The 13,346-nt window shown below is 69.2% G+C and carries 13 protein-coding genes; 9 read left to right on the forward strand and 4 right to left on the reverse strand.

The genetic code is table 11. The annotated features are described in order from the left end of the window. Positions 1-7: 7 nt before the first annotated feature. Positions 8-859: a helix-turn-helix domain-containing protein gene (locus tag ACX6XY_RS11835; RefSeq protein WP_460329057.1), complete on the reverse strand. Its 852-nt coding sequence runs from the start codon at positions 857-859 to the stop codon at positions 8-10. Between the two features lie 247 nt (positions 860-1,106). On the opposite strand from ACX6XY_RS11835, the gene ACX6XY_RS11840 reads away from it, so the two are divergent. The 4 genes from ACX6XY_RS11840 (at position 1,107) to ACX6XY_RS11855 (ending at position 4,060) form a co-directional block, all read left to right on the forward strand. Beyond that, entirely contained in the window at positions 1,107-1,667 is a 561-nt protein-coding gene (locus ACX6XY_RS11840) for an ATP-binding protein (protein ID WP_460329059.1), read from the forward strand. Positions 1,668-2,077: 410 nt separating this feature from the next. Then, positions 2,078-2,536 carry a hypothetical protein gene (locus tag ACX6XY_RS11845; RefSeq protein WP_460329063.1) on the forward strand — a complete coding sequence of 153 codons (459 nt, stop codon included), beginning with the start codon at positions 2,078-2,080 and terminating at the stop codon, positions 2,534-2,536. A gap of 32 nt (positions 2,537-2,568) precedes the next feature. Continuing rightward, positions 2,569-3,201: a hypothetical protein gene (locus ACX6XY_RS11850; RefSeq protein WP_460329064.1), complete on the forward strand. Its 633-nt coding sequence runs from the start codon at positions 2,569-2,571 to the stop codon at positions 3,199-3,201. Positions 3,202-3,235: 34 nt separating this feature from the next. Beyond that, positions 3,236-4,060 (forward strand): tetratricopeptide repeat protein, encoded by an 825-nt coding sequence (locus ACX6XY_RS11855; RefSeq protein ID WP_460329066.1) that lies wholly within the window; start codon positions 3,236-3,238, stop codon positions 4,058-4,060. Between the two features lie 93 nt (positions 4,061-4,153). On the opposite strand, the gene ACX6XY_RS11860 is transcribed toward ACX6XY_RS11855, so the two are convergent. Then, positions 4,154-4,504, reverse strand: coding sequence for a winged helix-turn-helix transcriptional regulator (locus ACX6XY_RS11860; protein ID WP_460329068.1), 351 nt, complete (start codon positions 4,502-4,504; stop codon positions 4,154-4,156). Between the two features lie 152 nt (positions 4,505-4,656). Here ACX6XY_RS11860 and ACX6XY_RS11865 point away from each other — a divergent pair, with 152 nt between their 5' ends. Continuing rightward, positions 4,657-5,607 carry an NAD(P)-dependent oxidoreductase gene (locus ACX6XY_RS11865; RefSeq protein ID WP_460329070.1) on the forward strand — a complete coding sequence of 317 codons (951 nt, stop codon included), beginning with the start codon at positions 4,657-4,659 and terminating at the stop codon, positions 5,605-5,607. A gap of 40 nt (positions 5,608-5,647) precedes the next feature. Then, positions 5,648-6,229, forward strand: a complete 582-nt coding sequence (locus tag ACX6XY_RS11870) for a GNAT family N-acetyltransferase (RefSeq protein WP_460329072.1) — start codon at positions 5,648-5,650, stop codon at positions 6,227-6,229. A gap of 487 nt (positions 6,230-6,716) precedes the next feature. Here the strand turns inward: ACX6XY_RS11870 and ACX6XY_RS11875 are convergent, their stop codons facing one another. Together ACX6XY_RS11875 and ACX6XY_RS11880 are read right to left on the reverse strand one after the other, a co-directional pair. Then, a complete protein-coding gene (locus tag ACX6XY_RS11875; RefSeq protein ID WP_460329073.1) occupies positions 6,717-7,355 on the reverse strand; it encodes a disulfide bond formation protein B in 639 nt (212 codons plus the stop codon). Between the two features lies 1 nt (position 7,356). Continuing rightward, complete coding sequence (locus ACX6XY_RS11880; protein ID WP_460329075.1) at positions 7,357-7,722, reverse strand: DUF5993 family protein; 366 nt, start codon at positions 7,720-7,722, stop codon at positions 7,357-7,359. A 228-nt stretch (positions 7,723-7,950) separates the two neighbouring features. Between ACX6XY_RS11880 and ACX6XY_RS11885 the strand changes: the two genes are divergently transcribed. The 3 genes from ACX6XY_RS11885 to ACX6XY_RS11895 form a co-directional block, all read left to right on the forward strand. Further along, positions 7,951-11,442 (forward strand): ALF repeat-containing protein, encoded by a 3,492-nt coding sequence (locus tag ACX6XY_RS11885; protein ID WP_460329078.1) that lies wholly within the window; start codon positions 7,951-7,953, stop codon positions 11,440-11,442. A 62-nt stretch (positions 11,443-11,504) separates the two neighbouring features. Continuing rightward, a complete protein-coding gene (locus tag ACX6XY_RS11890; protein WP_460329080.1) occupies positions 11,505-12,002 on the forward strand; it encodes a hypothetical protein in 498 nt (165 codons plus the stop codon). Positions 12,003-12,081: 79 nt separating this feature from the next. Next, positions 12,082-13,346: S1 family peptidase (locus tag ACX6XY_RS11895; protein ID WP_460329082.1), on the forward strand; the 1,265-nt coding region annotated here is incomplete at its 3' end.

A 13,346-nucleotide genomic window follows, 5' to 3' on the forward strand; every position in this document is an offset into this window, starting at 1 on the left:
AGCGTCCTCACAGTTGTTGGGCGACGGCACGAATGCAGTCGCGTGATTCGGTGCGCGGCAGGGCGAGGCGTTCCATCCAGTCCAGTTGGCCTCGGTACTTCGACAACTGGGCTTCCTGGTGTAGGAAGTCCGGACCATGCGTGCTGTCGACCTGGGCGGTATCGAGCTGTGGCACGGGTCCGTCGGCGTAGATCACGTTCTGACCTGCTCCGGGGAACGCTCCAGCCTCGAACGGGATGACGTGCACCCGTACGTTGTCGCGCTCGGACATCTTGAGCAAGTGTTCTAGCTGGGCACGAGTGACTTTCCGCCCACCGAACTGCATGCGCAGTGCCGCTTCGTGAAGTATGGCCACGTACTCGGGAGGGTTCTCGCGATCCAGTACCTGCTGGCGCTCCAGTCGGTGGGCGACGCGCAGAGCGATCTCGTGTTCCGGGAGTTGGGGGACTCCGACGCGGAAGACCGCAGTCGCGTGATCGCTGGTCTGAAGGAGTCCGGGTACGTGCACGGAGTGGGCCAAGCGCATCCGTACCGCGTGCCACTCCAGCTCGGCGATATCCAGGTGCCCGCTGGGCAGACTGCCCCGGTATCGCTCCCACCACCCACGCGGGCTCGGCCTCGCCATGTCGACCAGCGCTTCGACGTACTTCGTGTCGGGGCACGCGCAGTTGCAGGCCAGAGTGCGTACCCGTTCGGGGCTGATCGCGCGATTGCCGGACTCAATGCCGGAGATCTTGCTGCGGTCAACTCCCAGCAGCCCAGCGGCGTATTCAGCTGAAATGTCAGCTGCCACACGCAACTTACGAATCTCGGCCCCGAGCCTCCTCTGTCGTTGCGTCGGTGACGTCCTTGCGGCCATGGCCCTCCCTTCGTTACGGCAGACAGTCTGCCATCGGGCTACTAGTTACCCCAGCAGGGGCCAATTTGGGCCCGTGATGCCCTACAGTCGGTAGTGCAACACTCACGCATCGCGTGGTGGAAGCACATCGCACGGGTGTGCCCTGCTTCCCCTTGCCCTGGGGGTGGGCGTCCCGTGTCCAGGGAGACAGGCCACCGACCGCTGACGCGTGGGACCTCAATCACTGCTCACCGCACGGGAGTCCGTCATGTCTGAGTTCAACGTCAACCCGCCCGCCGTGGCCGCCGCGCCCGCCGTACCCGGAGGCGGGGTGACCGTCTGTCCGCCGCCTGTGCGGGATCCTGTCGCGCCGACGCCCGAGACCCTGGCCTATAGCCTCACGCTGCCCGCGGTGTTGGTGACTCCGTCGATCGCCAGGGTGACGGCGCGTACCCTGCTCCAGGCGCACGGCCTGCACGAGCTGGCCGACCCGGCCGTCCAGGTGGTCGGCGAACTGACGGCCACGGCCTGCAAGTTCAGCGGAAGCACCCCCGGCCCCGCCGCACCCGAGGTCTACCTCTGCCTGCGCTACCGCGGCGAGGTCCTGCGGATCACTCTGTACGACGACCATCCCCGCCACGCCAACCCCCGCCTGGCCGCGCACTGCGAGGCGCGCCGCCGGGCCAGTCTGCGGCTGCTGGCCTGCCTGGTGCGCACCTGCGCGGGCGAGTGGGGCTACGGCCCCGCCCCGGCCCCCACCACCGGCACCCGCATGTGGGCCGCCTTCCCCCACACCACCACCGCTGCCTACGCCACCCTCACCACCTGACGGATCTCGCCCGTGGCGCACCACCGGCAGATCTGTGTAGCAGCGCAGTACCAGCGCCTGGCGCTGAAGCGGCGGCAGGCGCTGGTGGCCGCCGGGCACGGTCAAGGTCGGGCTGAGCTGTTCCGGGGCGCCGTCGCGGCGGCCGCCCAGCATGCGCCCCGCTACCAGCGACTTCACGGCAGTGGATCTTCAATGCTTGACAGTAACCGTTCCCAAGGCTCATTTTTAGTAGTAAGTCTGTCGCGCGGGGATGGAAATTGTGTCCGTGGGGGCGTGGAGGCGGAGTAGTGATGGGTCAAGGAAGCCACCCCTGGTCCCAGTCATTCAAGTCAGCGTTCGGCCCGTCCAACAGGCCGCGTGTCGAAGGTCCGGATCCGCCGGGCGAACCTGACCCGGATTTGCAGGACGCGGTGCTCGACGCCTTGCAAGGTGATCCCTACGGGGTGGCCGCGAATCTGGTGGCGAGCACGGTGGGGCAAGACACCGGTGACAGCAGCCCGGAAGCGGATCTTGGTGCGCAGTTCGACGTGTCTGGCATCCGCATCAGTGATCCGGGTTCTGGGGCTGCGGATCTTCACATCGATGGCGGTGGCGGCGTGGGGGCAGATCTGCTGGACTCCGGCACCTCGGCAGAATCGACTGGTATCGACTTGACGCCGGGCCGGGACGCTGCGGATCTTCATATCGACTCGGACCTCGGGGCAGACCTTTTCCCGGACATGCCAGTAGACATGACAGGTGCCGCGATGTTCGATCCTACCTCTGGTTTCGCGGCCACCGACTGTTCCGATGTCGATGGCGGATCTGGGGACATGGGCGCAGGTGGGTTCGGTGGGTTCGGTGGGTTCGACGGCCCCGGCCCTGCCTAGGAGCTTGGCCTGCTTAGGGATGTGGCAACTCCATGGCGCCACAAACATCACACGAATTCTTCGCGCATTTCGAGCAGTGCCTTGAGTCCTCGTTCGCGGATGCCATCGAAAGCGCTGGCTACGGTGATTCCACGGTCGATGTCATACAGATATCTGGATCGTCTGAATCGCCCACCTACCACGTGACCGCCAAGGGTATAGGGCAAGTTTCTGAGCAGCCGCTTGGTTACGTCAGAGTCAGCACCGACGACAACGGCATGCCCAAGGAGGCGTTCTTCATTCCAGACCAGAACGGCCCTGACGATCCAGGGTACGATCTCGTCAAGGAAATCCTTGTCCCCTTGAGTGCGGGCTACGTGATCGGAGGCGGGCAAATTAGTGGATTGTTGACGGGAATTGCCCTGACTGTCCTCTATCAGCCCCACACCCCGTATCCCGAGCCCCGCGGGGAGGACCTCGGTGAGCTCCATGAGGAGTTCGGCCACATCGCCGGCGCCGGACCCGACCTGCTGGAGTCGGCGTCTGAGGCAGCGTCCGACTCGATACCCGGTAGTGGATTCGGTGAACCTCAGATACCCGTCTGCGGTTACGGGCAGATACCGGGCAGCGGGTTCGACGACGATATTGACGATATTCCGGCCCCTAGGTTCCCCCACGGACAATGACGTGGCCTAGCCGGTTGCTCTGAGCGAGGTTCACATGGTCGCGGAAGACGGTATTTCCGGCACTTTGGACGAGGTGCTCGTCAAGGCCCGGACGCTGTTCCACCAGAAGAGATATGCCGAGGCGAAACCGTTGTTCGCCCAGCTCACCGACCACTCCGCACATGCGGCAGAGGGCCTGTACGGACTGGGGATGGTCGCGCTCGTCGGCGGGGACCTCGCGGACGCGGAAGCGAGATTCAACGGCTGCCTGCTCTCCCGGCCGGGTCATGATCGAGCACTTGCCGGTCTGGGACGCATCGCCGAAAGGCGCGGCGACGCCAGCGCTGCTTTGAAGTTCTACGCCGACGCCGCAGACCGCGGTAACGCCTCGGCACGGAAAGCGCTGGCGCGGCTGCGCCAGTCCACCACCCCGCCCGCAGGTCAGCATCCGTCTACCCGCCCCGGCCAGGGCGACACCCCGCCGCTGGCCCGTCAACCAAGCGGCACCGGCGTCGTGGGCCAGATCACCTGCCTCCAGCAACGCCAAGAACCACGCCTGCGCAAGACGCCGCTGACCGTCATCACCTTCCGAGTCGAGCAGCGAAGCGACGACGGCACCAAGCTGCCTCTCGTTCCCGTCGAGCTCCGCGGTGAGAAACACAAAGGCTCGCTGTCCAACGGCGACTGGGTCGAAGTGACCCACCCCGGAAAGGCGCGGCAGAACGTAATGAACCTCACCACCGGTGAGAAAGTATCCACAGATGAAGGCGAGCTCGGAACCGGCTGGGCCGTTGCCCTCGGAGTGCTTCTCGTGTTCGTCCTCGTTACCCTCCTCGAGGTAGCAACGGAGGGCTCGTTGCTGGAGATCTTTAACAGGTAAGTTTCTGGTGTCGTTCCGTCTCGCTTGTGACGGCCGCCGACTCGCACGTAAGGCCGCCTCGCCGCCTTGCCGCCAGGCGGGCGCCGGGGCCGTTCAGGCGGGGGCCGTGACTTCGAGGCCGTTTCGGCGGAGCCGTTCCTGTCCCCAGTCGCCGAGGGGGCGCAGGGCTTCGTTGAGTGCGGCGCCCGCTTCCGTGAGGGAGTACTCGACCTTCGGCGGTACTTCCGCGTAGACCTCGCGGTGGATGAGGTCGTCCTCTTCCATCTGGCGGAGGTGCTGGGTGAGCATCTTCTCGCTCACTCCGGGGAGCGCCCGGCGGAGTTCGGCGAAGCGGAGGGTGCCATGGGTGTGCAACTCCCAGAGGACCAGGCCCTTCCACTTTCCGCTCACGACGTCCAGTGCGGCGTCGATCCCGCAGATGTAGGGGCCGCGACGGTCAGGCATACGCACCTCGTCCGGTTTCGGGGCACGGGGTACTTACCAACTGGTACGTACCCCACTATTTAGTGGGTACTTCCGATTGATGGTGGCAGTGGAGAGGCTGGATCCGCAAGCGACGCGGTATCAAGTTCCGGCTTCTCCAAGGAGATTCACACATGTCTACTCGCGCATCCGTCACCGTGCTCGGCCTGGGGCCGATGGGCCAGGCGATGGCCCGAGCCCTGTTGAAGGCCGGGCACCCGGTCACCGTGTGGAACCGCACCCCCAGCCGCGCCGAAAGCGTCGTCGCGGCCGGGGCGCGCCTCGCCGCGACGCCGTCCGAAGCCCTGGCGGCCAGCGATCTGATCATCCTCAGCCTGACCGACTACCAGGCGATGTGGGACATCCTGGACGGCCGGGACGATGTGACGGCATCGCTGGCCGGGCGGACCCTGGCCAATCTCAGCTCCGACACCCCGGACCGCACCCGCGAGGCCGCGGCCTGGGCCGCCAGGCACGGGGCGGCGTTCCTCACCGGCGGGGTGATGGTTCCCGAACCCATGGTCGGCACCGACCACGCGTATGTGTACTTCAGCGGCGACGAGGAAGCCTTTGACGCGCATCGTGCGACACTCGCCCGCATCGGCGAACCGCGGTTCCTCGGAGAAGACCCCGGCCGCGCCCAACTGATGTACCAGGCGCAGCTCGACGTGTTCCTCACGACGCTGTCGGGGCTGACGCACGCGACCGCGCTGGTCGGTTCCGCCGGTATCACCGCGGAGACCTTCCTGCCCGAAGTGATGCAGCTGTTCCGGGCCATCCCCGACATGGTCGCCGCGGACGGCATGGACAGCCTCGGCCGACAGATCGACGCCGGTGAGCATCCGGGGGAGGACGCCAGCATCGCCATGATGGGCGCCACGGCGGACCATATCGAGGCGGCCAGCGAGGCCGTGGGCATCGACACGGCCCTGCCGCGTGCGGTGCAGGCGCACTACCGCCGAGCCATGGCCGATGGCCGCGGCGCGGATGGGTGGACCCGGATCATCGACGGCATCCGTACTCCGCACCCGCACCCGAACCCGGACGCGGACGCGGACGCGGACGCGGACTCGGGCGCGGAATAATCATCGGCGTTCGGGGCCGCGCGCGGTTAGGGTCGGCCGCGTGAGTGAGCAGACAGCGACAACGGCAACGGCAACGGCAACCGCAACGACGGCGACCCGCCCGCTTCGCCTGGCGGCGATCGCCGAGGACAACCTGGAGGACGTCCTGCGCGTCCAGGTCGCCCCGGAGCAGCGGAAGTTCGTCGAGCCGGTGGCGGAGTCCCTGGCGTTGGCGTATGTGCACCCGGATCTCGCCTGGCCGCGGGCCATCGTGGACGGCGGTGAGGTCGTCGGGTTCGTGATGGCGTTCTTCGGTGTCGCCTTCACCGAGGAGAACAGCCTTCACGGCCGTCCCCGCGACGGCGTGTGGCGGCTGAACATCGCGGCCGACCGCCAGGGCAGGGGATACGGCCGGTTCGCTATGGAGGCAGTGGGGGAGGAGATCCGCCGCCGGGGCGGTACGCGGATCACCGTCACCTGGAGGCAGGGCGAGGGCGGGCCCGAGGAGTTCTACCGGGGGCTCGGCTTCGAGCTGACGGGCGAGACGAGCGGGCCTGACGTGGTGGGCGAGAGGGACCTGCCGAACGCCGCACCGTCGTCGAGTCGGCATGGCGGGGCGGGTGCCGACCGCTCTCACGTCTGACCGTCAGATGCTCCAGGGCTCACGGCTGGCAGGTGCAGCGACCGGGCGCACTCGACGAGCCGGTGGTCGTAGGCCACAAATGCTGTGAGCGCCTTTCCCAGGCTCATCGCGGCGGCGCAGTGCAGAGCGTCGAGTGAGCGCAGGCGTCTGGTGCGCGGGAGCTGCCCGGCCTTGCCGAAGACGCTAGGGCGCAGGCGGATGAGGGCGCTGTCAGGTAGATCAGTGTCACCGGTCTCCCTCAAGTGCGCGCAGTGCGTGCAGGGCGTCGCTGGCGGCGTCTCCGTCGGGGCTGGCGGGTTCGCGCTTGACCTGGGCTGTCTGGGCTGCCGTTCTCGTGGTCGAGGCGCTTCAGTACGGCTGCGGCGTTGCGCTGCAAGTCGCGAACCGTGATCTGGTGTCGCACTCATCGTTGCTCATGTCGTACACGGTAAGTCGGCGTGCGACACGATTGCCCTCTGTGCGTCATGGGTGCCGTGGGTGCGCCCCGTCAGTCCAGGATGCCCAGCTGGTAGAAGAGCTCGTACCGGGTCGGGTCGTCCGGCAGGAACCAGTGGAAGCCCTCCAGGCAGAAGACCGCGACCAGGTTCACCGCGATCACCAGGCCGATGAGCCAGAGCACCGCCCGGCCGATCAGGCGGTGGAGCCCGGTGGTCGGCACTGTGTCCGCGGCCGTGCGGTGGGCGAAGGCGAGGACGACGCCGACGGCCACTACGGAGGCCATGAACAGGATCCACGCCCACACGTACATATGCAGGCCGAGCACCGGGTCCCCGTACCCCGGATCGCCCGGCAGAATGTGCAGCATGGTCTGCCGCCAGGACGCGAAGCCGCCGCCGATGCAGGCGACCAGGGCGAGCCCCCAGCCCATCATGTAGTCGCGCCCGGTGACCGCGCCGGTCAGCCCTCTGCGGACGATGTACGCGGCGCCGAGCGCGGCGAGCAGCATGAACATGCGCTGGATCATGCAGAGCGGGCAGGGATAGTCCCAGCTGATGAACTGCACGCCGAGTCCGGCGCACACGATGCCGGTCCAGCCGGCGGCGAAGAAGCAGGCGAACCAGTACTGGACCCGGCTGAGGGCCCCCTGGCGACCCTGGTCCGTGAGCGGTGCGGTCGTGGCGGCCACGTCAGTAACTCAGTCCGAGGCCCAGGCTGCTGGTGATGTGGTGCGAGAGCAGCAGCAGTACCGCGCCGAGCAGCACCCACCACAGCAGGTGCGTCAGCGGACGGCCGTGGTCCTTGAGCAGCACCCACCAGAGGGCGAGCAGGCCGCCGAAGATAAGAGTGTCCATCCGCGGACGGTAGCCAGCGCGCCGCCGCCCGCTCGGGAGCACGCTGCGACACCCGGCGAAGACCACGGGAAAGGACCAAAGCGCGTCGAGCTCCCGCGCCATCGCGCCGACCAGCTGCCGGGCCCGTGCCGCGTCGCCGCGCTCCAGGGCGCGCGCCGCGTCCCGAGCCGCGTCTACGCCTGAAGTGCACGCGACCGTCACTGCCGCAACTGCTCTGGCGCGTGGTGTAGATCACCGTACTTTTCCCGTGGTTGTCGAGCTTCTGTCCGATTTCTGAATTGGACGCGTCGTCCAAGATCCGTCTTTGATGTGGAACTTGACAGTCGGTTGACGGCCGGGAACGCGCCCTGGTCAGGACCAGTGGAGTAGAGGGGAGTCGTGATGCCACCGCGCTCACGAAATTCGCGAAGGGTGTTCAGCAGGCGTCAGATGCTGGCTGTTTTCACCGGGGTGGCGGCGGGTTCGGCGTTGTCCGCCGTCACGGTCGGGGGCCGTCCGGCGTACGCGGTGGCCGGGGCGGGCGTCAACGCGACGTCTGAGGGGTCTGGTCTTCCGGACACCGACCGTGCCAAGGCGGTCCGGGCGTACAGGTCGGGCGGTCGGGCCGTGCGCACGGCCGCGGCCGCGGCGCTGGCGGGCAGCGCGGCGGAGGTGACGGCGTTCCTCGACCAGACGTTGCCGGCGGCTCGGGCCGAGGACAACAAGTTCACCCTCTTCGAGGCGTTGGGCACGGCGGGCAAGTCGACGCGCGACGGCATCGGTCAGGCGCTGTCCGGCGGCGATGCGGCGGTCGAGACTTTCCTGAAGGGCGGTTTCCGGACCGCGGTGCGTGAGGATCTCAGGGTGGCGGTGACCACGGTCATGGCTCACGGTGGGCGTGGTGTGAAGCGTGAGGCGGCCGCCGCGCTGGAGGCCGACTCGGACTTCGCGTTGCGCGCGTTCCTCAGCGGCGGGCAGTTCACCGCCCACGAGGAGGACGAACGTGTGCAGGTGACGTCGATGCTCTTCTCGGCGTCTCCGCAGGTGCGTGAGTACGCGGAGCGGGCGCTGGACGACGGGTCGCCGAGGGCGATCCGGTGGTTCCTGGAGACGGGTCAGCACATCGCCCGTGCGCGGGACGAGGAATCGGCGACGATCCAGCAGCTGGTCAAGACGGTGGAGTCGGAGGGACGCCGGGCCGGCCGGAAGACCGACGAGGCCGTTGAGCTGTCCGCGCAGGCGGTCGAGGCCGCCCAGAAGGCGAAGGCGGCGGCGCTGGAGGCCAAGGCCGAGGCCGAGGCCGCCGAGCAGGATGTCCAGCTTTCGGCGAGGGCGGCGAACAAGGCGGCGCAGGCGGCCAGGGGCGCGGCCGCGGCCGCGTCGACGGCGGTGTCGGCCTCGCGGACGGCGCAGGCCGCTTCGCGGCGTGCGGTGGCGGCGGCGCAGGCGGCTGCCGCGGCGGCGGCGTCGGCGGGGCGGGCTGCGGCGCGTGCGTATCGTGCCGCGATCGCCGCTTCCAAGGACGCGTCGCAGGCGTCCGCGGCCAGGGCGGCGGCGCAGGCCGCCAAGACGATGGTCAACTTCGTGCGTTCGGTGGCTTTGAAGGCCGAGGTCGCGGCGGTGGCGGCCGTCCAGGCTGATCGGGCGGGCGAGGCCGCCGCCAGCTCGGCGGTCAACGCGGCCGCCGCCGCTCGTGCGTCGGCCGACGCGGCGGTGGCCGCCGGTGCGGCGAAGTCCGAGTCCGCCGCCGCGCGGCAGGCCGCCGCTGTGGCGGAGGCCGCCGCGGCCAGGGCGACTCAGGCCGCGGCGAGGTCGCGGTCCTTGGCCGGGCAGTCGGCCGCCGCGGCCCGTCTGGCGCGGGACGCGGCCAACAGCGCCGCCGATCACGCGGAGAAGGCGGCGGCGGCCGCCGAGGAAGCGGCCGACCACGCGGGTGAGTCGGTCGACTACGCCAACCGGTCCACGACCGCCGCCAAGGCCGCCGTTGAGGCGGCGAACAAGGCCGCCGACGCGGTCGTCAAGGCACGTGAGGTCGAGCAGGCGGCTCGCGAGGCCGAGACCGCCAGACTGGCCGAGGAGACCGACGAGGCGATCGAGGCGGCGCGGCTCGCGGCGAGCGAGGAGACCGGCGAGCTCGAACGGGTCAACCGGGAGCGGACGCAGGAAGCCCGCCTGTCCGAGGAGATCCGGGGGCTCATCAGCTCTGCGGAGTCGGCGCTGCAGGGCGGAAAGACCGCCGAGGCGGTGGTGGCCGGGCGTAAGGCGGCGGTTCAGCTCATCGACCGGTCGGGTACCTGGACTCGGGAGGCCGCGGAGTTCGCGCTGGCCGGTTCGGACGAGGACGTCGTCCACTGGATCGAGGCCGACCGCGTCATCGCACTGCGGCAGGACAACGCCGAGAACGTCGCGGCGATCGCCGCGGTGTCGACGGCGAACGTGGCCAAGGCGGCCGCGGAGGTCCTGAAGACCGAGGACCCCGCCAAGATCAAGGCGTTCCTCGAGGGCGGTGCGGTCGAGGCGGCCAAGGAGGACAACCAGGTCGAGGTCACCACGCTCCTGGCCGACGACTCCACCGGCCCCGCGGTGCGGCGCAAGGCCGAGGCCGCGCTGGACGCGGGAACCGCCGAGGCCCTGCACACCTTCCTGCACGTCGAACGCGCCGCGGCCGTCCGCGAGGACGACCGGGTGGCGGCCACCACCCTCCTGGCGAACGGAGGCCCCTACGTCCAGGCGGCGGCCAAGGTCGCGCTTGAGGGCGACACCCACATGCTGCGCCGGTTCATCGGAACCACGCAGCACCACTTCGCGCGGCTCGACCACGATCACGCCACGCACATCAGCGCGATCCAGGCGGCGATCGCACGCGCCGCCAAGATCGCCGCGGACGCGCAGGAGGACGCGGCTCGGGCCTCCGAGGCGGCGGCCATCGCACGGCAGGCCGCTGCCGAAGCGACCGAGTGGGCCAAACGCGCCGACGGCTACGCGGACGACGCCAGGCAGTCCGCGCAGAAGGCACGCGACAACGCCGCGGCCGCCGAAGCGTCCGCGGCCGACGCCGCACGGTCGGCTGAGACCGCACGCAAGGCGGCCGCCGCGGCCCGTCAGGCGAGCGGCGTGGCGCGGCAGGCGGCGACGCGGGCCGTGCGGTCCGCCGGGATCGCCGCGTCCTACGCCGCGGACGCCCGGTCCTCGGCGACGGCTGCCCGGCGGGCGGCGCTCGACGCGGGGAAGGACGCTGCCGCCGCCGCCCAAGCAGCGCTTGAGGCCAAGGTCCTCGTCATCGTGGCCGCGATACGCGAGGCGGCCCAGAACGCCCTGGACAACGCGACCGTTCCCATCAAGCCCGAGGAGAACGGCCTCCCGGAGGGCGCCGAGAGCTGTCTGACGCCGTTCGGCGACCCCATCCCGTCCGACAACGACACCAACCCGTGGGAGCTGGGGTGGAGCTGGCTCACCGGGGGCGGCCCCGACTCGCAGTGCTTCGGCCCGGACGACGAGTTCACCGGCATCTACCGTGATCACAAGAACACGAAGGAGACGATCGACTACTTCGCCGACCGCACGCGGACCGGGAACTACGAGCTGGGCCACACCTACCTGTACGACTACTCGCTCAGCGGCTTCGAGGGGGCGGGGAAGTACATCCAGGACTACGGGACCCTCTCCACGGCCGGGCTCACCGGAAACCTGGCGTACACGTTCCTGGGCTCGCACTACGTCAGGATGACTCCCATCCGCGAGAACGCGGACGGCTCCGTGGTGTGGCGGTACACCGCGTTCAACGAGTCGGACATCGAGTCCGCGACCCACCCGCCCGTCATCGGGTACACGGACTGGTGGAGCGACAACGTCGGTTCGTTCATCGACGACGTCGTCGGCGACTCCGGGCCGATGTCCCCCAAGACCCAGGTCATCGAGTTCAACGTCACGCTGGGGCCGTGACGCTCTTCTCTCTTCTTTCTTCATTCGGCTTCCGCCGACTGTCAATTTCCAGGAGGACTGTGATGAATCCACGCAGCGCGCTGGCGCGCGTTCTGGGCACCGCGACCGCCGTCGGCGCCCTGGCATGGGCCGTGCTGGCCGGGGGCCAGCCCGCCGGCGCCACCGCCGAACCCGTCGCCGACGAGGCGCCCGGATATGCCGTCGAGGACTACAACTACCCGCAGGCCGACAAGATTCTGGCGGAACAGGGCTTCCTCCTCAAGCGCGGCGACGGCCACATCGTGCTGGCCGACTGCGCGAGCGAGGCGAACCTCCTGAGGTTCCTCGCCCGCGACCGGGAGGACGTGTGCTTCAAGGTCACCGGCGAGGAGGGCTTCCTGACCTTGGAGCTCGACTCGGTGCACGGGGTGCGGACCGACGATTCCGACAACACCCACCTCAAAATGACCGCCGAGGGTGACCAGGCCGAGTACGACATCCCCGCGGAGACCTGGGAGGGAGTCGGCGAGTCCGTTGACGGCCGGGAGCACGTCCTGGTCGAGATCCGGACCACCAAGTAGCCCCCTGGGGGCGCCACGCGCGTCACCGCCGCCCCCGAATTCTGAATCCTGACGGATCCGCCACTCAAGGAACCCACTCATGCGACACAACAGCCCCGTGCGCCTCGCCGCGCTGGCCGCTGCCCTGACAGTGAGCCCTCTCGCGCTGAGCGCCGCACCCGCGGCCGCCGTGACCGGCCCCGCATCGGACGCTGCCGACACCACCCACGCCTACACCGCTCAGCTCACCCTGGGCGAGCATGACCGCGGCTGTTCCGGCGTGCTGATAGCGCCGATGTGGATCGCCACTTCCGCTGCCTGCTTCGCCGACGACCCCACCGGGGTCTCCGCGGGCAAGCCCGCTCAGGCCACCACCGCCACCATCGGCCGCACCGACCTGACCACCACCGAGGGCGCCGTCCGCGACGTGGTCGAACTCGTTCCCCGCGCCGACCGTGACCTCGTCCTCGCCCGGCTCTCCGCACCGGTGAACGACATCGCCCCCGTCCGGCTCGCCGACACCCCGCCCGCGGCCGGCGACACGCTCACCGTGGCGGGCTACGGCCGCACCAAGGACGAGTGGGCGCCGCTGAGCCTGCACACCGGCGCCTTCACCGTCGACGCCGCCCCGGTCGGCGCCGACCTGAACATCACGGGCAAGGACGGCGCGGCCGTCTGTCCGGGCGACGCCGGCGGGCCCGCCCTGCGCACGGTCAACGGCACACCAGAACTCGTCGCCGTCAACAGCCGCTCCTGGCAGGGCGGATGCTTCGGCGTCGACGCGACCCGCACCGGCGCCGTCAACACCCGCACCGACGACATCGCCGACTGGATCGACGACACGGTCAACAGGCCGAGCACCACTGACTTCAACGGCGACGGCGCGGACGACGTCGGCGTGCTCTACGACTACGGGACCGCCGAGGACGGCCGCAGGCACACCGGTCTGTGGACCTTCAACAGCACCGGCGCCGACTTCGGCAACCCGGTGAAGAAGTGGGACAACATCGCCGATTTCGGCAGCAGCTGGACCTGGGCGAGCAGCAAGCCCGTGCACGGTGACTTCGACGGTGACGGCAAGGACGATGTCGCCGTGCTGTACAACAACGGCAGGCAGGCCGACGGCCGCTACCGGACCGGCCTGTGGACCTTCACCAGCACCGGTGACGATTTCACCAACCCGGTCCGCGTCTGGGACAGCACCGCCGCCGGCTTCAGCTGGAACTGGGCGAGCAGCAAGCCCGTCGCCGGTGATTTCGACGGTGACGGCAAGGACGACATCGCCGTGCTGTACAACAACGGCAAGCAGGCCGACGGCCGGTACAAGACGGCCCTGTGGACCTTCACCAGCACGGGCGACGGCTT

Source organism: Streptomyces sp. O3, from assembly GCF_054788135.1.